Annotated in this window: 23 protein-coding genes; 17 read left to right on the top strand and 6 right to left on the bottom strand. The window is 53.0% G+C overall.

Going from position 1 to position 21083, the window contains the following annotated elements; all coding sequences use genetic code 11:
- The first annotated feature begins 5 nt into the window (after positions 1 to 5).
- From ccsB to F3F96_RS07095, 5 genes are read left to right on the top strand one after another with little or no spacing between them, the layout of a single operon-like run.
- Positions 6 to 1247 (top strand): c-type cytochrome biogenesis protein CcsB, encoded by a 1242-nt coding sequence (gene ccsB / locus F3F96_RS07115; protein WP_176962569.1) that lies wholly within the window; start codon positions 6 to 8, stop codon positions 1245 to 1247.
- Between the two features lie 45 nt (positions 1248 to 1292).
- Positions 1293 to 2156: a UTP--glucose-1-phosphate uridylyltransferase GalU gene (gene galU, locus F3F96_RS07110; protein ID WP_176962568.1), complete on the top strand. Its 864-nt coding sequence runs from the start codon at positions 1293 to 1295 to the stop codon at positions 2154 to 2156.
- Entirely contained in the window at positions 2153 to 2809 is a 657-nt protein-coding gene (tsaB, locus tag F3F96_RS07105) for a tRNA (adenosine(37)-N6)-threonylcarbamoyltransferase complex dimerization subunit type 1 TsaB (protein ID WP_176962567.1), read from the top strand. Before galU ends, tsaB begins: the two co-directional genes overlap by 4 nt.
- Complete coding sequence (locus F3F96_RS07100) at positions 2802 to 3281, top strand: low molecular weight protein-tyrosine-phosphatase (RefSeq protein ID WP_176962566.1); 480 nt, start codon at positions 2802 to 2804, stop codon at positions 3279 to 3281. Before tsaB ends, F3F96_RS07100 begins: the two co-directional genes overlap by 8 nt.
- A gap of 41 nt (positions 3282 to 3322) precedes the next feature.
- On the top strand, positions 3323 to 3727 hold the full coding sequence (locus tag F3F96_RS07095; RefSeq protein WP_176962565.1) for a PaaI family thioesterase: 405 nt from the start codon (positions 3323 to 3325) through the stop codon (positions 3725 to 3727).
- 320 nt (positions 3728 to 4047) lie between these two features.
- Here F3F96_RS07095 and F3F96_RS07090 read toward each other — a convergent pair whose 3' ends face one another.
- From F3F96_RS07090 to xseB, 6 genes are all read right to left on the bottom strand, one after another.
- On the bottom strand, positions 4048 to 5346 hold the full coding sequence (locus F3F96_RS07090; protein ID WP_176962564.1) for a type II toxin-antitoxin system HipA family toxin: 1299 nt from the start codon (positions 5344 to 5346) through the stop codon (positions 4048 to 4050).
- On the bottom strand, positions 5343 to 5693 hold the full coding sequence (locus F3F96_RS07085; RefSeq protein WP_176962563.1) for a helix-turn-helix domain-containing protein: 351 nt from the start codon (positions 5691 to 5693) through the stop codon (positions 5343 to 5345). Before F3F96_RS07085 ends, F3F96_RS07090 begins: the two co-directional genes overlap by 4 nt.
- A gap of 241 nt (positions 5694 to 5934) precedes the next feature.
- Positions 5935 to 6726 carry a TlyA family RNA methyltransferase gene (locus F3F96_RS07080; RefSeq protein WP_176962562.1) on the bottom strand — a complete coding sequence of 264 codons (792 nt, stop codon included), beginning with the start codon at positions 6724 to 6726 and terminating at the stop codon, positions 5935 to 5937.
- A complete protein-coding gene (gene dxs / locus F3F96_RS07075) occupies positions 6689 to 8545 on the bottom strand; it encodes a 1-deoxy-D-xylulose-5-phosphate synthase (RefSeq protein ID WP_176962740.1) in 1857 nt (618 codons plus the stop codon). The genes F3F96_RS07080 and dxs overlap by 38 nt, the downstream gene beginning before the upstream one ends.
- On the bottom strand, positions 8542 to 9393 hold the full coding sequence (locus tag F3F96_RS07070; RefSeq protein WP_370465514.1) for a polyprenyl synthetase family protein: 852 nt from the start codon (positions 9391 to 9393) through the stop codon (positions 8542 to 8544). The genes dxs and F3F96_RS07070 overlap by 4 nt, the downstream gene beginning before the upstream one ends.
- Before the next feature lie 39 nt (positions 9394 to 9432).
- Positions 9433 to 9648, bottom strand: coding sequence for an exodeoxyribonuclease VII small subunit (gene xseB / locus F3F96_RS12565; protein WP_176962560.1), 216 nt, complete (start codon positions 9646 to 9648; stop codon positions 9433 to 9435).
- A 91-nt stretch (positions 9649 to 9739) separates the two neighbouring features.
- Between xseB and lipB the strand changes: the two genes are divergently transcribed.
- The 12 genes from lipB (at position 9740) to F3F96_RS07005 (ending at position 20920) form a co-directional block, all read left to right on the top strand.
- A complete protein-coding gene (gene lipB, locus F3F96_RS07060; RefSeq protein WP_176962559.1) occupies positions 9740 to 10348 on the top strand; it encodes a lipoyl(octanoyl) transferase LipB in 609 nt (202 codons plus the stop codon).
- An 8-nt stretch (positions 10349 to 10356) separates the two neighbouring features.
- Positions 10357 to 10674: a hypothetical protein gene (locus F3F96_RS07055; RefSeq protein ID WP_176962558.1), complete on the top strand. Its 318-nt coding sequence runs from the start codon at positions 10357 to 10359 to the stop codon at positions 10672 to 10674.
- 50 nt (positions 10675 to 10724) lie between these two features.
- The gene (locus tag F3F96_RS07050) at positions 10725 to 11975 is read left to right on the top strand and encodes a hypothetical protein (protein WP_176962557.1); all 1251 of its coding nucleotides are present in this window, start codon (positions 10725 to 10727) and stop codon (positions 11973 to 11975) included.
- Between the two features lie 9 nt (positions 11976 to 11984).
- The gene (locus tag F3F96_RS07045; protein WP_176962556.1) at positions 11985 to 12872 is read left to right on the top strand and encodes a metal ABC transporter substrate-binding protein; all 888 of its coding nucleotides are present in this window, start codon (positions 11985 to 11987) and stop codon (positions 12870 to 12872) included.
- Between the two features lie 3 nt (positions 12873 to 12875).
- Entirely contained in the window at positions 12876 to 13610 is a 735-nt protein-coding gene (locus tag F3F96_RS07040; protein ID WP_176962555.1) for a metal ABC transporter permease, read from the top strand.
- Positions 13611 to 13731: 121 nt separating this feature from the next.
- A complete protein-coding gene (locus F3F96_RS07035; protein ID WP_176962554.1) occupies positions 13732 to 14961 on the top strand; it encodes a carbohydrate porin in 1230 nt (409 codons plus the stop codon).
- 424 nt (positions 14962 to 15385) lie between these two features.
- A complete protein-coding gene (locus F3F96_RS07030) occupies positions 15386 to 15841 on the top strand; it encodes an SUF system Fe-S cluster assembly regulator (RefSeq protein WP_176957409.1) in 456 nt (151 codons plus the stop codon).
- Positions 15841 to 17307: a Fe-S cluster assembly protein SufB gene (gene sufB / locus F3F96_RS07025; protein ID WP_176962553.1), complete on the top strand. Its 1467-nt coding sequence runs from the start codon at positions 15841 to 15843 to the stop codon at positions 17305 to 17307. Before F3F96_RS07030 ends, sufB begins: the two co-directional genes overlap by 1 nt.
- 93 nt (positions 17308 to 17400) lie before the next feature.
- Positions 17401 to 18153: a Fe-S cluster assembly ATPase SufC gene (gene sufC / locus F3F96_RS07020; RefSeq protein WP_176962739.1), complete on the top strand. Its 753-nt coding sequence runs from the start codon at positions 17401 to 17403 to the stop codon at positions 18151 to 18153.
- A complete protein-coding gene (locus F3F96_RS07015; RefSeq protein ID WP_176962518.1) occupies positions 18122 to 18292 on the top strand; it encodes a hypothetical protein in 171 nt (56 codons plus the stop codon). The genes sufC and F3F96_RS07015 overlap by 32 nt, the downstream gene beginning before the upstream one ends.
- Positions 18293 to 18296: 4 nt before the next feature.
- A complete protein-coding gene (sufD, locus tag F3F96_RS07010) occupies positions 18297 to 19535 on the top strand; it encodes a Fe-S cluster assembly protein SufD (protein ID WP_241697711.1) in 1239 nt (412 codons plus the stop codon).
- A gap of 167 nt (positions 19536 to 19702) precedes the next feature.
- Positions 19703 to 20920, top strand: coding sequence for an aminotransferase class V-fold PLP-dependent enzyme (locus tag F3F96_RS07005; protein ID WP_176962551.1), 1218 nt, complete (start codon positions 19703 to 19705; stop codon positions 20918 to 20920).
- Positions 20921 to 21083: the final 163 nt, after the last annotated feature.

The following is a 21083-nucleotide window of genomic DNA, read 5'->3' as shown; positions in this document are numbered from 1 at the left end:
AATGCATGACTGCAATAACTGCTGAATCATCAATATGGGAAGTGGTAAATCGGGGGCGCTGGGCGCTGATCCGTTTCTATGCCTATATCGGTCTTTCGCTCGGCATCTCTGCCATGGCGATGTATGCATCGGGTGGTTATGACGAGGATGCCTTCCTCTACCAGATTTTCAGCATGCAGGGGCTACTCTGGGGTGGAACCGGTGCACTGATCGGCGCTGCTCTTGCGGCAGTTTATATTACCATCAAACCAACCATTCTTGAGGGGCGTGTTGCACCCAATACCGTGCCTTGGCTGGATGGCTCACTGCTGATGGTGATTCTGGCGGTGATCGTTGCACAATTTGAGCCGGCTGCAAGTCAGGTCGTCTATGAAGATCAGTCCAATCTGCTGGCTGCAAATATTATTATGACGATGAATATCGTCTTTATCTTTTCAGCCGTTGCCTATATCGCCTACCTGTTTGCCCCTGAGGAGTTCATCGGCCGTATCGCCACTGCATCGGCTTACATCGGTATTTATGCTGGCGGCACAGCCCTGCTACTGCGCTGGCATGAGTCCTACCTGATTGATGTTGAGATCGGCCACGCGCCAGTTTCCAACCTTTATGAAGTATTTATTCTGCTGTTCATGATTACCGCGGCAGTTTACCTCTCGTTTGAGCGCCGTTATCAGGCTAAGGGCATGGGTGCATTTGTTATGCTGCTGGTTTCTGCCGGTGTCTTCTTCGGTGTCTGGCTGGACTCGATTGGACAGGCCGATATTAAACCGCTGGTGCCTGCACTGCAGTCCTACTGGATGAAGATTCATGTGCCTATGAACTTTGTCGGTTACGGTGCTTTTGCTGTGGCTTGTGGTGCGGGTATGGCATATCTGGTGCGTCACGGCATGGAAGCACGAGGCAGTAGTTCGAAAATGCTGAAAGTTTTCCCGACACTGGATCAGCTGGATCAGCTGGCTTATAAATCAGTCGCCGTTGGTTTCCCCGCTTTCACACTGGCAACGATTCTTGGTGCTGCCTGGGCAGCTGAAGCGTGGGGCGGTTACTGGTCATGGGATCCGAAAGAGACCTGGGCACTGATCGTATGGCTTGTTTACGGCGCTTATCTGCATGCCCGTGTTTCTCACGGCTGGCATGGTAAAGCACTGGCATGGTGGGCTGTAGCAGGCTTCCTGGTGACTATATTCTGTTTCCTCGGAGTGAATATGTACCTCTCAGGCCTGCACTCTTACGGTCGCCTCACCTGATCGGCAATCTTGGTGTATAGTCGGTCGCATTGAGAGGGGGCGATCATGAAACCACTACGTAAAATTATCTTTCCGGCCGCTGGCATGGGCACCCGCTTTCTCCCGGCCACCAAGGCCAGTCCGAAAGAGATGCTCACCATTGTTGATAAACCGCTGATTCAGTATGGCGTGGAAGAGGCGCTGGCTGCAGGTATGGGCCAGATCATCATGATTACCGGTCGTGGCAAACGCGCCATTGAGGATCATTTCGATATCTCAGCCGAGCTTGAAGCCAATCTGAAAAAAGCCGGTAAAAGTGCCCTCTATAAAGAGGTGTCACGTGTGGCGCGCATGGCAGAGGTGATCTACCTGCGCCAGAAAGAGGCGCTGGGCCTTGGTCACGCCGTGCTCTGTGCAGATCACTGGGTGGGCGATGAGCCGTTCGGTGTCTCCCTTGCCGATGAGTTGATTATCAGTGAAAAACCGGCCATGCAGCAGTTGCGCGAGGTGCATGAGCAGACCGGCTGTTCGGTGATCGGCTTGATACAGGTGCAGGCCAGTGAAGTTTCCAAATATGGTATTGTAGATTATCACGCTGAAGAGAGCGGCTTGCTGCGCCTGACTGATATGGTTGAAAAGCCTTCGGTAGATGAGGCTCCTTCCCGCATGGCAATTACCGGCCGTTACATCTTTACTCCACGCTTGATGGGGCTGTTGAAAGAGGTGGTGCCGGGCAAGGGTGGTGAGATCCAGTTGACCGATGCCATTGCGGCTCTCGCCAGAGAGGAGCCGGTCTACGGTGTGCTGCTTGAAGGACAGCGTTTTGATGCCGGTAATCCTGAAGGGTTCCTTTTGGCTAACTCTGTGCTCGGCCTTCAGCACCCGGAGTATGGTGAATCACTGCGGCTGGCGCTGAAAGAGCATCTGTGAAATCTGATCTACATATTCTGGCACTGGATACTGCATTCGGTGAAATATCGGCATGCATGCATACTGCAGATGGTGGTTTCCTGACTGCGGCAACACCTGAGCAGGGTAAAACCCGTTCGACCAGCATTGTGCCGCTACTTGCTGAGCTGCTGGAGCAGGCGGGGTTGACCTGGAAGCAGCTTGATCTGCTGGCCCTGGGCGCAGGCCCCGGCGCCTTTACCGGGCTGCGCATCGCAGCGGCAACGCTGGCAGGCATCAACAGCGGCCTGAATCTGCCGATGTTACACCTATCATCACTGGCCATTACAGCACGTCAATGTGATAGCAGTGAAGCGATCTGGGTGTTGGAAGATGCCCGGGCCGGAGAGGTCTTTGTCGGCTGCTACCAGAATGGTTTGCCGAGATGTGAAGACAGATGTTTAACATGGCACGAGGTGCTGGAGATGCAGCCTGGCAGCTTTATCTGCCATAACGAGCCACCGGTTGCACTGGCTGGCTGGTCTGAACAACCCCTGACCATCAGCCGTTCGCAGGCGCTGCTAACGACAACCTTGGCAGAGCTTGATATTTTGGACTCTATAGCCCTGTTGCCCCGATACCCTGCACCGGTTTACCTGCAACGATCACAGGCGGAGAAGAATCTTCATGGCTGAAAGCAAAAAAGAGAAAATCCTGTTTGTCTGTCTGGGCAATATCTGTCGCTCACCCTTAGCTGAAGTTGTTGTGCGGGGTGTAGCAGCGCAGCGGGGATTAGATCACTACCATTTCGAGTCTGCCGGCACCGGTGACTGGCATGTTGGTGGCCCTGCGGATCCACGCTCTGCAGCCAAGGCAGAAGAGAAGGGATTAGACTTAAGTCGCCATCGCGCCCAGCAGGTTACTGCCCGAAATTGCCAGCAATGGGACTGGTTGGTCGCCATGGATGGTGACAACAGAGCCAACCTGTTGCGCATGGGAGTACCCGAATCACGCATTCTGATGATGCGCCAGTTTGAAGTTGAGACTGGCAACGCCCCTGATGTGCCTGATCCCTACTACGGTGGTGCGCACGGTTTTGAAGATGCCTATCAGATGCTGGTAGCCAATGCCGAGAAGCTACTGGATCATCTGGAGTCTCAACGCTAATTGCCGCTTTTTTCTTGGCTGAGAGGCGATAGGAGTTGCCGTTGAAAATCACTGACCTTCCGTTCAACAGATTTATCGGTATTGATAAGAGGGGAGAGAATGTTGGCCTGACGAAACATGATCGCCTGCTCAATCATGTCGGCTCCCTTCATGCTGCAGCACTCTACGGTCTGGCAGAAGCAGCAACCGGTGATTGGATCATCGAGCATCTTATGGCGCATTATCCCGATGCATTGGCACTGGCTCGTGAGGGAAATATTAAATACAAACGCCCGGCTGCAGAGGATTGTCATGCCGTGGTTGATGTTGATCAGATGGCGGTGGAGAAGTGTCTGAGCATGTTACAGCGGCGTGGCCAAGGCACGCTAATGATTTCAGTCCAAATTCTTAGTGGTGATACATTAATCGCTACAGCTGCATTCAAGTGGTGGTTCAGCCTGAAATAAATTGTTCACGGCTAATGCATAGAGCCGTCAACAAGGGCCGGGGTAACAGGTGGTTGAGAGGGTATTAAATTTTCCTGATCCCCAGCAGATATTCGACATTACCTTTAGGGCGGTGGATCGGGGACTCTTCGCTGCCGATGATCTCTGCACCGGATGGCTTGTTCTCCACCAGTTCTATTGCGTGCGAAGACTGAGGGGGCGCTTCTTGTTTCTCGTGTTCGGGATGGTGACGATTAAAAGGGCTAGCCCCGTTCGACAGCACGCGTCAGGTATGATGGTGGCCGAGCAAGACGGATGTTTTAAGTTGATTCATAATCGATTCAGAAAGGACTTAGGCGAAGCATTTGCTGAATCTGCTGTTGAGTATGCTCTGGTACGCCTGCCTCATGTGCATAGGTTTTCCACTGCGAGACAATACCCTGCACCTCTTTGACAATGGTTTCGGCCCTGCCCCGCTTCATAGAGGCTACCTTGGCGCACGCCTTGAAGTCATCCATCGTAAACGCGTCTCTTTTTCCGTTCACGCTCATTTGATGTTTTGCCGTCCAGTTGCCTGCCGGATTGTAGCTGTAAGTGATATCAAAGGCGGGAGAAAGGCGCCATTGGCCGGATTTATTCATCAGAAAGGCTATATTTTTGACGTGATCGTCCTGATTTCGGGCCACAATATTAAATACCATTCTGCGGAACTGCTCTTCAATCATATGCATGGGCAAGTTCAGCTTGCGCATCGTTTGAAGTGCCTGTTCATAGCTGTATGCACCTGCCATGTTGAAGTCGAAATGCGCCAGAGCGCCAAGCGATTGCATGTGCAGCTTTTCTCCGCCGTCCAGGCGGTCAAACCGTTTGGTCATAAAGTGGCGTCTGCTGTTCTCTTCAAACAGTCTGCTCTCGCTGATATCAATGTTGCAGGCTTTTGCCATCATATAATAAGCATATTCGATCACGCCATAGCCTTGCGGGTCGTCCAGCTCTTTGTCCCTGTTTCCGCTCACGCCATCAAACTTTAACAGCCAGTATTCAAAGCCCTTATCTGCAGCCACTTGCCCGGAACGTACTTCATTCGAGATCGGATTCCAGGCGATCACAGCCTTGGCGCGTGCTCCGCCCGCCGATGTGCCGACCTGAAGGATATCGGTCAATGCCTTTGTTTCATCTGTAAATGAGGTTTGCAGATTGTTTCGATGCGTAAGAATGTCTGAAGCAAGTGCCACCAGATTCTCTAGCTCCACCCGATGGCTGCGGCTAGCTCGCACCCCGATAGCCGGTGCAAACTCTAATGCCCCCATGCCTCTTGCGCCTGTATAGCAGAGGCGCTCAACCGCATTGAACGATGTTGCTTCCCGCCCCTGCGTAGCCAGCCAGACATCTATCAGGGCATTGCCGAATTTATCCGGCAGTGAATCAGCCAGCAGGCCCGGCAGGCCGTGGAATGTCTGTCTCGACAGTGCCGGAAATTGATAAATTCGGTTGGATAGAGGCATGGTGAGCGGAGATATTTCTATACCACTGCGGGCAAAGCCAGGGTCATATTCAAAGGAGGCGATCTCATCACCATCGTTTAGTGATACTGCACCAATGGTGCGGCCCCAGAGTTTGACTTCAGCAATGCTACTCATGACTCATCACCCCATTGCCAGGTATCGTTCGGTTGATCCGAGTCTTTTTTTGCTGATGCACGGCGGCGAGTTTTCCCTTTAAATTTGAGCAGGTCCATTGGTCCCGCATGAGCCTCCGGGATTGCAGCATCCAGACTCGACAGTAGCTCCAGTACTCGAAAAATACGGACCACGCTCACCATCTGTGTCGATGCTCCAGCTTCAACGCGCTCAAGAGTGCGTTTACCAACGCCAGACAGTTCGGCCAGTTTGGCCTGAGTCAGGTGCAGCCTGAGACGGTGGTGAGTAATGCGGGCTCCTACTTCAGCCAGTATCGCTTCATCTGAAAGCTGCTTTGTTATTCTCATAGTCGCCACCGTTGACGAATAAGCCGCCAAATTCATTATATATCGTAATATATGACGATTTATATATCACGGGCGGTGTGGTGTCAATTCGCAACTTACGGCGAAATATGTTCATTAAACGAATATAATCGCAATATATGGCGAGTTGCTGGAGCATGCAGGTTTATAAGCTATGGGGTCTATTTAAGGCGATGGGCTGAAGCAGTGAGTGAGTCAACGCTTCATTGGGTTGACTATGAGCTCAGCCGGTTTTGTTTAGGCCTAGCAGATATTCGACATTGCCTTTGGGGCCATGGATGGGGGATTCGGTAATACCGATGATCTCGGCACCGGAGAGTTCGCTCTCTACCATGGCGGTTATGCGATCAATGGCCCACTGACGCCACTGATCTTCACGCACAACGCCACGATCGAGATGTTTGGGATCGACCTCAAACTGCGGTTTGATCAGTGCCACACACCAGCCACCGGGTTTCACAAAGGGCCATGCGCAGGGCAGGACACGGGTCAGGGAGATAAATGAGGTGTCGATCACCAGCGCATCAATCGGCTCGGAAATCAGCGCATCGCTGAGTTTGCGCACATGGGTTTTCTCCATGTTGATGACACGTTCATCATTTTGAAGTTTGTAGTGTAGCTGCCCGTGGCCGACATCAACGGCATAAACTTTTTTCGCACCCTTCTGCAACAGCACATCGGTAAAGCCGCCGGTGGAAGCGCCCACATCAAGGCCTACAATGCCTTCAGCACTAAAGGGGAAAACTTCCAGAGCCTTCTCAAGCTTGAGGCCGCCGCGTGAGACATATTTGAGCACTTCACGCACTTCGATTTCGGCATCTTCGCGGAACATCATGCCTGGCTTATCGGCTTTCTGGCCATTCACGTAGACAAGACCGGCCATAATCTGACGGGAGGCGATATCAACCGAATCAGAGAGACCTCTATCAAAGATGATCTGGCTCAGTCGGAGTTTTTTAGGTTTTGCAGCCAAAGTTTTAGTGGTTGCGCAGTTGCTTGAGAATGCCCTCTGCATCAAGTCCCAAATCACGCAGAATCTCTGCCTGTGTGCCGTGAGCCGGGAAATGGTCAGGCATGGCAATATGGGCAAAGGGGCCACTCCAGCCCGAATTTAGAGCAAGGGCTGCAATCTCCTGACCAATGCCGCCCTGTGCGACGCCCTCTTCAATAATCACCAGAGGTTTGCTCGCTTTCAGGTGCAGCAGAATCGACTCGACATCCAGCGGTTTGATGAAACGCAGATTGAGCAGCGTCATCGCCCGCCTGTCTTCACGGCGAAGTGTTTCCACTGCTGACAGCGCATCGCGAACACGGCTGCCGACGGCAATCACCAGGCCATCGCCACCATCTTCCAGCACCTCGGCCTTGCCGACCGGAAGAATGGCGGGTTGACTGATATCAACGCCGTAACCATTGCCACGCGGATAGCGAATGCAGACAGGCCCGTTGATGCTGTTGGCGGTCAGCAGCATATCCTTAAGCTCAGCCTCATCCTTGGGCGCCATCACAGTCATATTCGGCAGGTTGCGCATAAAGGCGATATCAAACATGCCGGTATGGGTTGCACCATCAGCACCGACGATACCGGCCCGATCCAGACAGAATGTCACCGGCAGATTCTGGATGCAGATATCGTGAATAATCTGATCATAAGCGCGCTGCAGGAAGGTGGAGTAGATCGCCACATAGGGGCGTTTGCCCGCAACGGCCAGACCACCGGCAAAGGTGACGGCATGCTGCTCCGCAATACCAACATCAAAACAGCGTTCGGGATGGCGGTCGGCAAAGCGGTTGATACCGGTGCCGGCAGGCATGGCTGCCGTAATCGCCACAATGCGTTCATCGTGATCGGCCATATCAGCCAGCGTATCAGCAAAGATCTGCGTGTAGGTCGGCGGTGTGCCATTGCTCTTATGCGGAATGCCGGTTTCAACATTGTAGGGGCCAAGGCCGTGCCAGGTTTCAGGGTCCTCTTCTGCAGGTGAGAAACCGAGTCCCTTTTTAGTCACCACATGCAGCAGGATCGGACCATCCAGATCTTTGCAGTTACCCAGTGTTGGTAGCAGATGATCGAAATCGTGGCCATCAATCGGGCCGATATAACGGAAACCCATCTCCTCAAACAGTGTGCCCGGTGTGATCATGCCTTTAACATGCTCTTCAACCCGTTTGGCTGCATCCAGTGCACCCGGCAGTTTGCCGAGGATACGTTTGGCGGTGTCCTTGGCCTGTGTGTATGGCTTGCCGGTAATGATGCGGGCGAGGTAGGAGGACATCGCACCGACGTTGGGGGCAATCGACATCTCGTTATCGTTAAGAATCACCAGCAGGCGGTTTTTGTGGGCACCGGCATGATTAAGTGCTTCAAAGGCCATACCGCCGGTCAGGGCACCATCGCCGATAACAGCAACAACCTGATAGGTATCATGGCTCAGATCACGGCCTGCGGCGATGCCATAAGCTGCTGAGATTGAGGTGGAGGCGTGACCTGCACCAAACGGATCATGATCGGATTCGCTGCGTTTGGTGAAGCCGCAGAGGCCGCCGTACTGGCGAATCGTTGGCATCTGGGCCAATCGTCCGGTAAGAATCTTATGCGGATAGGCCTGATGCCCGACATCCCAGACGATTTTGTCGCGCGGTGAGTCATAGAGATAGTGCAGCGCAATGGTGAGTTCAACCACGCCAAGGCCTGCGCCAAGGTGGCCACCAATCGGTGCCAGCGTCTCAATCAGATAGTTGCGCATCTCATCGGCCAGCTGTGGCAGCTGCTCGGGATAGAGCGCTTTCAGATCGGCTGTGCCTTTGATTCGATTCAGTAGCTCAAACATCAGCTCTCACGCTCCAGAATATAGTTGGCCAGTGCCTTGAGTTGCGGGGCGTTGTCATCCAGTGCTTCGCAGGCATTGAGCGCAAGTTCACGCATCTCATCGGCAAGTTCTCTGGCCCGGCTCAGCCCCATCAGTGAAACATAGGTTGCCTTGTTCTGGGCTTCATCTTTACCGGCAGATTTGCCGAGTTTATCGGAGCTGGCGGTCACGTCGAGGATATCATCAGCGATCTGAAACAGCAGGCCGACTGCTTTGCCATAACGGGAGCAGGCATCAAACTGCTTCTGGCTGGCTCCGGCCAGCAGTGCACCGGCTTCACAGCACCAGCGCAGCAGTGCCCCGGTTTTGTGCAGATGGATACGCTCCACGGCGAGAATATCGATATCCGAGCTACTACTCTCACTCTGAATATCGAGCATCTGGCCGCCAACCATGCCCTGACATCCGGCTGCAACAGCCAGGCTGCGGATCAGTTCGCAGCGCAGTTCGGCAGGTATGTCGGACGCGGCAAGCAGCTCAAAGGCCAGCGCCTGCAGTGCATCAGCAGCCAGTACAGCCGTCGCCTCATCAAACTTCTTGTGGCAGGTCGGATTGCCACGGCGCAGGTCATCATCATCCATGCAGGGCAGATCATCGTGAATCAGTGAATAGGTGTGGATGCACTCAATGGCCATCGCTGCAGGCATGGTTTCAGCAATGTTTTTGCCGCCACTGGCCAGGAAACACTCCACCACCAGTGCAGGGCGCACCCGTTTGCCACCGGCAAGCAGGGAGTAGCGCATCGCTTGAATCAGTTGCTCAGCCACCACCGATGAGCGGCTATTGAGTGTGTCGATAAGTGCCTTTTCCACATGCGATGCATGGGAGGCAAGAAAGTCAGGTGCCCTCATTTAAGCGTTGTCTTCGCTACTGTTGAGTACCTGCAGACGCTGTTCGGCTTTATCCAGTAGTGATTCGCAGCGGCGGGAGAGTTTCACGCCCTGCTCGAATGCGGCCACGCTCTCTTCCAGAGGCAGTTCACCCGACTCCAGTTTCGCAACCAGGCTGGTCATCTGCTCAAGTGCCTGTTCGAATGAGAGTTCGTCTGTTTCTTTCTTGCTGCTCACAACTGGCCGCTCCTTTTCCCGGAAGGGAGTTGCTGATTCTAGAAGGCATTGAGGCTTGGTCAACGTGCAGGAGCGCAGCTAGGCTTTGCAAATGCAGATTATCCGCCATCAAAGACAGCTTTATCCCGATTCGCTGGCCGAGCAGGAGGCGCTTGTTGCCGCGATTCTGGTCGGAGAATCGGAACCGTCGCTGATCCTTACCGAGCATCCGCCTGTCTATACGATTGGTTCCTCCGGCTCTGAAGCGGATGTGTTAAGTCGTCAGATTGATGGTGAAACCATTGCTGTTTACCCGACCGGGCGTGGTGGCGAAGTCACCTATCACGGCCCCGGCCAGCTTATCTGTTATGTCATTGCCGATCAGCGCGGAGAGCAGGATCTGCACAAACATGTCTGGCGACTGGAGGAGATGGTGATTCGCACACTGGCCGAGTTCGGCATCACTGCGGATCGGGATGCGCGCGGCATCGGTGTCTGGGTGGATGGTGAAAAGATCGCGGCCGTGGGTGTGCGTTGCCGAAAATGGATTACCTATCACGGCATTGCACTGAACATTAATCCCAACCTCAAACACTTCGCTGGCATTGTTGCCTGTGGCATGAGCGATAGCCCAGTCACCTCAATGTGGCAGCTGGGAGTCGAGGTTGAGCGAGTGGCTGTTGAAGCAATGATTTGCAAAAAGAGTGAAATGTTTCGATGATTGCGCCCATGATATGGAGTGAAGTCAACTTGAAGGGTGTCAACACCATGCGTCGTATGCAGTGGATGCTCTCCATGCTGGCTATTGTGGTATGCCTCTTCTCTGTTGGTTCCCTGCATAGCCATGAGAGTGGTCTGCACGTACTCGATAGCGCCTGTATCAGCTGTGATCTTGAAAATGTTACTTCTCACGGCGCAGCTATCTCAGCAGTACCGACCAAATCATTAGATCTCTCCGATGTCGCAGCGGTGGTTTCTCAACAGTCGATTACAGTTGCGACCACACGATCAAGCGCCCCTATCCGAGCACCCCCTATTTACTCCTAATCCCTCTCTCGTCTTAGTGACGTAATCAAAACAGAATTAGGAGACTTAATATGAAACATGCACTTAAACGTGCTGTGTTTGCTGCGGCCATTCTGGTCAGCAGCAACGCATATGCGGCCAGTGAGCTGGAAGTATTGAAAAATCAGGTTCAGCAACTCATGGATCGCATTGAACAGCTGGAATCGAAAAACAGGGTGGCTCCTGCAGCTGCACCTCAGGCAGCAACGTCAAAAGAGGCGGCACCTTCTGTTGCCTCAAGTGAAGTACGCAAGTCTGCTCGTGTCGCGACGGCTGAGAATAGCGGCAATCCATCCATTTCGGTGATTGGAAATTTCACCGGCCAGCGCATCCGTGGCGATGGCGGGGTGAGAAGCAGCAGCTTTCTGCCGCTCTCCGAAGCTGAATTTATCTTTGGTGCCAATATCGATACGCATGCCCGGCTTGATGTTACCGTTACCGGAGCCAATGGCGGCATGGCAGTTGAAGAGGGTTTTATTACCGCCTACCTGCCGTGGGGTGTGAATATGCGCGCAGGGCGCAAGTTCCTGCCCGTTGGACGGGTGAACGAGATGCATCCGCATGCACTGATCTACGCTGATCGCCCCAATGGCCTGGTTAATCTCTTCGGGCCAGAGATATTTATTGGCGATGGTCTCCTGCTGGATAAACCTCTGTTTATAGGCGATTCGGTACAGACGCTGACGGCCGGATTCTTCTCCACTGAAAATGATGTTGCATTCGATCCGACTGGCACCAGTCAGTATGCAGGTCTGGCACGTTGGACTGGCCTCTGGGATATCGGTGATAACGCAACGTTTGAATTGGGCGCTAACTATGTTCAGGGTAAAAATGGTATTGCAGCAACAGATGCCATGACACGCATTGCCGGTGGCCACTTTGCCATCAAACACCAGAACCTTGCACATGCCGGATTCACACTGGAAGGCGAATGGCTTCGCCGCTGGCAAGAGCAGGGCACCGGTGTCACAACAGCAATCAACGATGGTAGTTATCTGTTGGCAACAGCAGCGCTAAATCGTAACTGGCATCTTTTCTCACGCTTTGACTACTCCCGTGAGTATGTTCCAGCAACAACTGGTTGGCTGAAAGAGAGCGCAATCTCTGCAGGCCTGGCGTGGAAGTTCAGTGAATTCCAGAGCGTTACTCTGCAGTATAAGCATACCCGCAAAGCCCTTGCAGAGATGGCAGGTGATCTTGGCATTGCAGCCGGAGCCAATGCAAATGCGATGTATTTGCGCTGGGTTGTAGCGATTGGCCCGCACGGCGCTCATCCCTATTAGGAGGATCAGATGACATTTATAAAACGATCAATCCTTACGCTCTGTCTCCTGTTTCCTGCAATCAGCCATGCAGAGCTGCATATTGTCGCCACACTGCCGGCACTGGGGCAGATCGCTGCCGCCGTGGCAGGTGAGGATGGCGAGGTTCGCGTCTTGGCCAGAGTGGGGCAGGATCCACACTTCGTGCCGCCTAAACCGACACTTGCACGTCACCTTGCTCGTGCCGATCTACTCTTCTCTGCGGGTCTCGGTCTGGAGATGGGTTGGTTACCGCCACTGATAGAAGTGGCGCGTAACCAGGCTATCCGTCCTGAAACTTCAGGCTATTTCGAGGGGGCATCAGTTATTGAAGTGCTCGGTGCTAAGGCTGGTGTTGATCGCTCAATGGGCGATGTGCATCCTGAAGGCAATCCGCATTGGTGGCTTGATCCAATTCGTGGGTCTCAGGTTGCGATTGCTCTGGCTGATCGTTTTGCGATGATTGATCCAGAGAATGCCGATAGTTACAGGCAACGAGCTGCAGTTTTTGCCTTTCGTCTGCATGATATGACGGCTGTTTGGAAGCCACGATTCAGTAACGCTTTGCCTGTGGTTAGCTATCACGAATCCTACCGTTATTTTAGTGAGCGCTTTGCTATTCCGGTTGTCGGTTTCATCGAGCCCAAACCTGGAGTGGAACCATCACCTGCGCATCTTGATTCGCTGGTGAGCATAGTGAAGGCAAAAGGGGTGAAGCAGCTATGGGTTGAGCCATATCATCATGGACGTGTGGCAAAGCGAGTGGCTCAACTTTCGGGTGCATCACTTCTCTCTATGCCAGATGCTCATGAGGTAAAAGGTTCAGAGGGCTATATCCAGTTTATAGAGATGCTACTTCAGAAGGCTGCAGGAGATTAAAGCATGATACTCTGGTTTAGCCTTGCCGCCTGCTTGTTGGTCTCTCTGTTTCTGCCTTTATTGGGCCAAAAGATTTTGCATCGTCGGGTGATCTTTATCGATCTGGCTTTAGCACAAGTGGCGGCTGTCGGTTATGCCTTAGGCGTGGCTATGGATGCTAACGGAATGCTGTTTGCAGGCGTAGTTACTGCAGTAACAGTTCTGCTTATTGCAACGTTATCTGAAGAGAGTGATCTGCCGAAAGAGGCGGTTATGGGCGCACTGTATGCTCTGGCCGCCTCACTCGGTATGATGGTTCTAGCGATGATGCCTCATGCCGAAGGGCAGATGATGGAGCTGCTCTTTGGTAGCGTACTTGGAGTAACCGAGGTTGAACTGGTCATTATTGCTATAGCAGGCGTTGCAGCGCTGTTGCTTTCAAAGCTGGGTAGAAAAGATAGCTATGGTGGGCGTGTAGCTTTTTATGGTGCACTGGCAGTTGCGGTTGTGCCTGCTATCTATGCGGTAGGAGTGATTCTGGTCTTTGCCATGTTGGTGATGCCGGGGCTGGCGGTCTGGCGAAATGGCATGAATGGGTCTGCACTACAGGCGGTGGCGATTTCGCTCGTTGCAAGTGTGTGTGGCCTCTTCTTCTCCAACCAGTTTGATTACCCTCCCTCATCGGCCGTTGTTGTCTTCCTTGCCGCGACAGCTCTGCTTTGGCGTGGCACCTCAACTGCTATTAACAGAGCAGATTAGATCCTGAACCTGGTCTGCTTGCTGATTTAGGAGGGCATTCAGAAGAAGGGTGGAGATCGTCTTCTGAATCAATCTGAGGCTTGGATTTGCAAACAGCGTGAAATGTTCCAATGATTGCGCCATGAAACGTGGTGATATCAGACTGCATGGCGCTGCCACCTCCCGAATGCAGCGGCTTCTCCCCATGTTGGCGCTTGCTGCAACCATGCTGGTTGGCAGCCATGCAGTTAGCGCAGGTGAAATATTTGGAGACGATGGCATCAGCATCGAACTGGGTTCCACCATCGTGGGTCAGCAGATCAGCAAGCACAATGGCGATATCAACAAAGACATCATAGGCAGTCTTGATCTGGTGATCGATGCCGACCTTGGTTTCGGCACCCTGCATCTCTACGGCGAAGGCGCATCCACGGCTGATATCTCGGCATCCAGCCTTGTTGGCGGTGCCAATGCCGATGCAGGCACAGCCGCCACACCGGCAGGCAAGGGCAGGGTGCAGTTATCAGAAATCTCATTTGGTTTCGATATTGGCGCACTGAACACCAACATCGGTGTGATGGATCTAAGCGCTTTTGCCGATGCTACGGCTACAGCTAATGATGAGGGGTCGCAGTTTCTGGCGGACGCGCTGGTGAATAACCCGACCATCGCTTTTCCCGACTACACCCCTGCTATCGTATTCAACTATGGTGAAGAAGCGGGCATCCAGCTCACAGCCCTGACCGCCAATGCCTATGGCCTGGGTGATAATCCGCGCGGCAACTACAGTCAGCTATTCAAGTTTGGCAACACGCCAACCGGCGAACGAAAAGGGCTCTTCTCTCTGGTTGAGCTGCGTCTGCCGCTCTCGCAGGATGGTGCTCTGCTAACCATGGGTGGCTGGCACAGCTCAACGGAAGCGACCCGCTATGATGGCGCAGGCAATGATAGATCTACGCTTGGTGGTTATGCGAATATTGATGGCGTAGTGGGTGATCTCGCGTGGTCTGCACGTGTCGGTTTCAACAATGGTAAAACCGATATCACCGGCGGCGTGAACAGCTTCGCCTCACTCTCCACTGAATACAGCATCAATGAGCAGCACGCTTTCGGTGCTGGAGTCGCCCACTCCGGTCTGCTCAATGATTATAAAACCTCACTGGCGCCAAACAGCGGTGCCAACAGCACAGTCGCCGAGATCTACTATCGCTGGCAGATCACCGATGAGATCGCCATCAGCCCGGATATCCAGTATCACCACAATGCCAACAATCTTTCAGCTGCAGCCCCTGCAGATGTTTTCGGCAACGTCTGGGTCTACGGCCTCCGGATCCAGTTCGGCGCATCTCACCAGATGGCGCATCACGAATAGAAAGCTCAGCCTGTCATAGGGCTGTCTTGAGGCTGACATAAGGGTGACTCACTTCTTTCTATTCTTCATCGCAACAAGTGAAAAGAAGGAGAGTGAATTGACACCTGAAAGATTGAACCCGTCGTCTGCACGATTTGAATTTATGAAATGGGTAAGCGAGCGCAATGCGCATATCCCGATGTCGGAACTGGAATTTCTGATCGGCATTCCACCGTTTGGTGGAGACGATGATGATGCGTGGGAAGATTGCGATTGGGGCTAATTATGCTCTTTTTCCTTCCGGTTACTGAATAACCCTAATTTGTACCATATTGATCCGGTATCTAAACCGGACTAGAATGGTCGCCTTTAATGGAGGCGGCCTTTTTTGTTGGCCACTTCTCAAGGCTCAGAGCGAGCCTGTTCAGTATTTGAAGGAGTCGCCATGCTCAGACTGACCAAATTGACGGACTACGGCATTCTGCTGATGACACGTATGGTGTCGTCCGAGCAGGAGCGTTTTACCGCCGGGGAGCTTGCGGAGATTACCCGTATTCCATCACCGACCGTCAGCAAGATTTTGCAGATGCTTCTGCATGAAGGGCTGCTCGACTCCACGCGTGGTGCCAAAGGCGGTTATCGCCTCACCCGGCCTGCCACCGAAATCAACGTACGTGATATTATCAATGTGTTTGAGGGTTCCATTGCCCTGACCGAATGCAATCTCGATGACAGCAGCTGTGATCAGCACGATGTCTGCTCCACCAGCAACAACTGGAAGCGGATCAATCAGGCTGTGCGTCAGGCACTGCAGGATATCTCGCTGGCCGATATGACCGAGCAGGATTTCATCCCGATCTTCCGCCTGCAGCGCGGTATCGCCATCTCGAAGGTGCACTAATGAGTGAAGTGAAAAACGAAGAGAAAGTCGAAATCTCGGCCCAAGAGCATGCATCGCGCGAGTATGAGGCAGGTTTTGTCTCCGATATTGAAGCCGACACCCTGCCGCCGGGTCTTAATGAGGATGTGGTTCGCCATATCTCAGCTATGAAAGAGGAGCCGGAGTGGCTGCTTAACTGGCGGCTGGAGGCATTTCGCCACTGGCAAACCATGACAGAACCGCACTGGGCGCATGTGACTTATCCGCCGATCGATTATCAGGCGGTCTCCTACTACTCGGCACCGAAATCGATGAAGGATGGGCCCAAAAGCCTTGATGAAGTTGATCCGAAACTGCTGGAGACCTATGAAAAACTGGGCATTCCACTGCGTGAGCAGGAGTGGTTGGCCGGTGTTGCTGTGGATGCGGTGTTTGATTCGGTATCAGTGGCCACGACATTCAAAGGCAAGCTCAAGGATGCCGGTGTGATCTTCTGTCCGATCTCCGAAGCAGTGCGTGATTATCCTGAACTGGTGCAGAAGTATCTCGGCACCGTTGTGCCTGCCGGTGACAACTATTTCGCAGCCCTGAATTCAGCCGTTTTTACCGATGGTTCGTTTGTCTATATCCCCAAGGGTGTGCGCTGTCCGATGGAGCTCTCCACCTATTTCCGCATCAATGCGATGAATACAGGCCAGTTTGAACGTACCCTGATCATTGCTGATGAGCGCTCTTACGTCTCTTATCTTGAGGGGTGCACGGCACCGCAGCGCGATGAGAACCAGCTGCATGCGGCTGTGGTTGAGCTGGTGGCGATGGATGATGCGCAGATCAAATACTCAACCGTACAGAACTGGTATCCGGGTGATGAGAATGGTCTGGGTGGTATCTACAACTTTGTGACCAAACGTGCCGATTGCCGTGGCCATCGTGCCAAGGTGAGCTGGACACAGGTGGAGACAGGTAGTGCCATCACCTGGAAATATCCAAGTTGTGTGTTGCGTGGTGATCACTCGGTGGGTGAGTTCTACTCGGTGGCACTGACCAAGATGTGCCAGCAGGCTGATACCGGTACCAAGATGATTCATATCGGTAAAAACACCCGCAGCACGATTGTCTCCAAGGGTATCTCGGCAGGGCGTGGCAATCAGTCCTATCGTGGTCTGGTGAAGATTGGTAAAGATGCCGACAACGCGCGCAACTATACCCAGTGCGATTCACTGCTGATCGGTGACAAGTCAGGGGCGCATACCTTCCCTTACGTGGAGGTGAAGAATGCCACGGCCACCATGGAGCATGAGGCGACCACCTCAAAGATTGGCGAAGACCAGCTCTTCTACTGTCAGAGCCGTGGTATCTCGGAAGAGGATGCGGTGAATATGATTGTGAATGGTTTCTGCAAAGATGTATTTAATGAACTGCCGATGGAGTTCGCCGTAGAGGCGAATCGACTGATGGAAGTCTCTCTCGAAGGCGCAGTAGGATAAAAAGATGAACCACGAAGTACACGAAGCACACGAAGTCATTATGTTTTTTCTTCGCGATCTTCGTGCCCTCTGTGGTAATAAAAGGTATTCATGATGATAAAGATTGAGAATTTACATGTTTCAGTAGGCGGCAAAGAGATCCTGAAGGGGATCAATCTGGAGATCGGCGATGGTGAAGTGCATGCCATCATGGGCCCGAACGGCTCCGGTAAATCGACCCTCTCCAATGTGATTGCCGGCCGCGATGGTTATGAAGTGACCAAGGGATCAATTACCTACAAAGGTAAAGATCTGCTGGAGATGCGTCCGGAAGAGCGCGCCTGGGAAGGCGTGTTCCTTGCCTTCCAGTACCCGGTTGAGATTCCCGGTGTGAACAACACCTACCTGCTGAAAGCGGGCGTGAATGCCCGTCGTAAACATCAGGGTGAGCAGGAGCTCGATGCGATGGAGTTCATGCAGCTGGTGAAAGAGAAGGCCAAACTGGTTGAGCTTGACCAGTCATTCCTCTCGCGTGGTGTGAATGAAGGTTTCTCCGGTGGCGAGAAGAAACGTAACGAGATTTTCCAGATGGCCGTGCTTGAGCCGTCACTGGCACTGCTTGATGAGACCGATTCCGGCCTTGATATCGATGCCTTGCGTATTGTCGCCAAAGGCGTGAACACCTTGCGTGCGCCTGACCGTTCGGTGGTGATGGTAACCCACTACCAGCGCCTGCTTGATTATATTAAACCCGATCTCGTGCACGTACTGGTCGATGGTCAGATTCTCAAAACCGGCAATAAGGATCTGGCACTGGAGCTGGAGGAGCGCGGTTATGACTGGGTTCGCGCCGAAGCCCATGCTTAACTTCGGCTTTTCCTCCCATGCTGCGTTGAGCCGCGTCCTGCGCGGTTCACATATTGGCACATATGCTGCACTGCTCGGCCACAGCTCGCCTTGCCTGGAAGCAAAATCCTCGTTCATCAAGGGCTTAGAAAATGAGTAATGCTTTGAATTCAATCAGAGAGTCGGCCTGGCGCGCCTTTGAGGTCGACGGGCTGCCGACAACACGCGATGAGGATTGGAAATATACCGATCTCTCACGCATTGCTGCTGTGCTCGGCGAGTCATGGTGGAACGCTGAGGCTGGCGAAGCCGTTTCAGCCGATGACTATCTGATTCCCGATCTTCACGCCTATCGTCTGGTGATCAGTAATGGTGTGGTTGATCTTGCTGCATCTGAAATTCCTGATGCGATCACCATTACCCCGCTTGCAGCGCTGTTACAGGATGATCCCGATGCGGCCGTTGAACTGATGCTGAATGACAGTGATGCCCCTTTTGCCAGTGGCGTTACCGCTTTGAACAGCGCCAGAGCATCCGATGGCTACTGCATCTGCGTTGCAAACAATGTAAAACTTGATCGACCACTGCATATACTCAATCTCAGCAGTGGTGGTGCTGCCCATATCAGGACTGGCATCACCATCGGTAGACATGCCGAGCTGGAGATTATTGAACACTTTGCCGGAAGCGATAGCGCGGCAGGAGTGACCAACAGTTTGACTGCGATCCGCCTGGCAGCCGGAGCCAAATGTGAGCACTACCGTCTGCAGCTGGAGAGCAGCAAACAGTGGCATCTTGGTCGTGTTGAGGTGAATCAGAAGGCTGACTCCTCCTATACCCTGCATGCCGTAGAGCTGGGTTCTGCACTCTCACGCGTAGATGTGGTGGACGATCTTAACGAGCCGGGCGCTGAGTCTGAGCTTAACGGCCTGTTTGTGCTCTCCGGTCGTCAGCATGTTGATCACCATACCCGTGTTGCCCATGAGGCACCGCACTGCAGAAGTCGTGAACACTATCGTACGGTGCTTGATGGTCGTTCCCACGCTGTATTCAACGGTAAGGTTGTTGTGGCCAAGGGTGCGGTTAAAACCGATTCGGCGCAGTCCAATGCCAATCTTCTGCTCTCGGGTCGTGCCGAGATCGATACCAAACCTGAGCTTGAGATCTATAACGATGATGTGAAATGTGCACACGGGGCAACCGTGGGTCAGCTGGATAAGAATCAGCTCTTCTATCTGAAATCGCGTGGACTCTCTGAAGATGAAGCGAAACAGCTGCTCACCTTCGCCTTTGCCGATGAGCTTCTGGCCAAGATGAAGAGCAAGCCTATACGCCGTTATATTGAACGGGCTGCTTTTGCCAAGCTGCCCAACCTCTCCGGCCTTGAGGATATGCTGGTATGATTTTCTCACCGCTAAGGACGCAAAGGGGCGCAAAGGTATTCTCAGAAAGTATGTCATCTGATGGCTTGCTCAATCTATTTGGTTTCTCTAGATGATCGGGGGTACTCTTATGGATCTCTTTCCTTTGCGTACCTTTGCGTCCTTAGCGGTGCAAAAGGTTTTTTATTATGTTCGATATTGAAAAGATTCGCAGCGACTTTCCTGTTTTAAGTCAGCAGTTGTATGGCAAACCGCTGGTCTATCTTGATAACGCGGCGACAACCCAGAAGCCGCAGTGTGTGATTGATGCCATCAGCCACTACTACGAGGCTGATAACGCCAATGTACATCGTGGTGTGCACACCTTATCTGAGCGGGCAACCGCTGCTTATGAGGGTGCGCGCAAGATCATTGCAGGGTTCTTCAATGCGCGTTCAGAGCGTGAGGTGATCTTCACACGCGGTGCCACCGAAGCAATCAATCTGGTCGCCTCATCATGGGGCGGAGCCAATGTGAAAGCCGGTGATGAGGTGCTGATTACGCATATGGAGCACCACTCCAATATCGTACCGTGGCAGATGCTCTGCGAACATGTCGGCGCGACCTTGAAAGTGGTGCCGATCAACGAGCAGGGCGAATTGATCATGGAGGCGTTTGAAGAACTACTCTCTGAGCGCACCAGGCTGGTGGGTGTGGTACACATGTCCAATGCTCTGGGTACGATCAATCCGATCAGCTCTATCATTGAGAAAGCCCATGCTGTCGGTGCCAAAGTGCTTGTGGATGGTGCACAGGCTGCGGCTCATTTGGCTGTTGATGTGCAGGCACTGGATGTCGATTTCTACGTCACCAGCGCGCATAAGATGTATGGCCCGACCGGTATCGGTGTATTGATCGCCAAAGAGAGTATCCTCAAAACCATGCCCCCCTATCAGGGTGGTGGTGACATGATCCGCGTGGTCACCTTTGATAAGACCGAGTTTAATGATCTGCCCTACAAGTTTGAGGCGGGGACCCCTCATATTTCCGGTGCTATCGGTTTCGGTAGAGCCATTGAATATATTCAGAGCATCGGCTTTGAAGCCATTGAGAAGCGTGAGAAAGAGCTGCTGGCTTATGCCACTGCCAAAGCGGAAGCTTTTGCGGGCTTGCGCCAGATAGGCACGGCAAAAGAGAAGGCGTGTGTGCTCTCCTTTGTGCTCGATGGTGTACATCCGCATGATCTGGGTACGATCCTTGATCGTGAAGCTGTAGCGATCCGTGCTGGTCACCACTGTGCGATGCCGGTGATGCAGTTCTTCAAGGTGCCGGCAACAGCGCGCGCGTCATTCTCGGTTTACAACACCGAAGCTGAAGTGGATGCGCTCTTCGCAGCCCTGAAAAAAGCACAGGAGATATTTGCATGAGTGTTTACCACGAAGGCACCCCAGGGCACGCTCTCTTGCGCAACACCCCAGGGTACTTTCTCTGTCGCAAGCGGCATTCACCTTGTCACGAAGAGCACGAAGGGCTGCTTGTCGTTAAGGCGTTCAAATGCTTATTATCTTGTATCTTCGTGAACTTCGCGCC

Origin of the sequence: Mariprofundus sp. NF (genome assembly GCF_013387455.1) — a bacterium.
GTDB lineage: Bacteria > Pseudomonadota > Zetaproteobacteria > Mariprofundales > Mariprofundaceae > Mariprofundus.
This window is presented reverse-complemented; position numbering and strand designations above follow the sequence as displayed.

Bases quoted from the DNA above. Each gene is read 5' to 3' on its own strand.
- ccsB (WP_176962569.1), top strand. From the start codon at position 6: ATGACTGCAATAACTGCTGAATCATCAATATGGGAAGTGGTAAATCGG.
- galU (WP_176962568.1), top strand. From the start codon at position 1,293: ATGAAACCACTACGTAAAATTATCTTTCCGGCCGCTGGCATGGGCACC.
- F3F96_RS07100 (WP_176962566.1), top strand. From the start codon at position 2,802: ATGGCTGAAAGCAAAAAAGAGAAAATCCTGTTTGTCTGTCTGGGCAAT.
- F3F96_RS07090 (WP_176962564.1), bottom strand. From the start codon at position 5,346: ATGAGTAGCATTGCTGAAGTCAAACTCTGGGGCCGCACCATTGGTGCA.
- F3F96_RS07085 (WP_176962563.1), bottom strand. From the start codon at position 5,693: ATGAGAATAACAAAGCAGCTTTCAGATGAAGCGATACTGGCTGAAGTA.
- F3F96_RS07080 (WP_176962562.1), bottom strand. From the start codon at position 6,726: ATGCAGAGGGCATTCTCAAGCAACTGCGCAACCACTAAAACTTTGGCT.
- lipB (WP_176962559.1), top strand. From the start codon at position 9,740: ATGCAGATTATCCGCCATCAAAGACAGCTTTATCCCGATTCGCTGGCC.
- F3F96_RS07055 (WP_176962558.1), top strand. From the start codon at position 10,357: ATGATATGGAGTGAAGTCAACTTGAAGGGTGTCAACACCATGCGTCGT.
- F3F96_RS07050 (WP_176962557.1), top strand. From the start codon at position 10,725: ATGAAACATGCACTTAAACGTGCTGTGTTTGCTGCGGCCATTCTGGTC.
- F3F96_RS07045 (WP_176962556.1), top strand. From the start codon at position 11,985: ATGACATTTATAAAACGATCAATCCTTACGCTCTGTCTCCTGTTTCCT.
- F3F96_RS07040 (WP_176962555.1), top strand. From the start codon at position 12,876: ATGATACTCTGGTTTAGCCTTGCCGCCTGCTTGTTGGTCTCTCTGTTT.
- F3F96_RS07035 (WP_176962554.1), top strand. From the start codon at position 13,732: ATGAAACGTGGTGATATCAGACTGCATGGCGCTGCCACCTCCCGAATG.
- F3F96_RS07030 (WP_176957409.1), top strand. From the start codon at position 15,386: ATGCTCAGACTGACCAAATTGACGGACTACGGCATTCTGCTGATGACA.
- sufB (WP_176962553.1), top strand. From the start codon at position 15,841: ATGAGTGAAGTGAAAAACGAAGAGAAAGTCGAAATCTCGGCCCAAGAG.
- sufC (WP_176962739.1), top strand. From the start codon at position 17,401: ATGATAAAGATTGAGAATTTACATGTTTCAGTAGGCGGCAAAGAGATC.
- F3F96_RS07015 (WP_176962518.1), top strand. From the start codon at position 18,122: ATGACTGGGTTCGCGCCGAAGCCCATGCTTAACTTCGGCTTTTCCTCC.
- F3F96_RS07005 (WP_176962551.1), top strand. From the start codon at position 19,703: ATGTTCGATATTGAAAAGATTCGCAGCGACTTTCCTGTTTTAAGTCAG.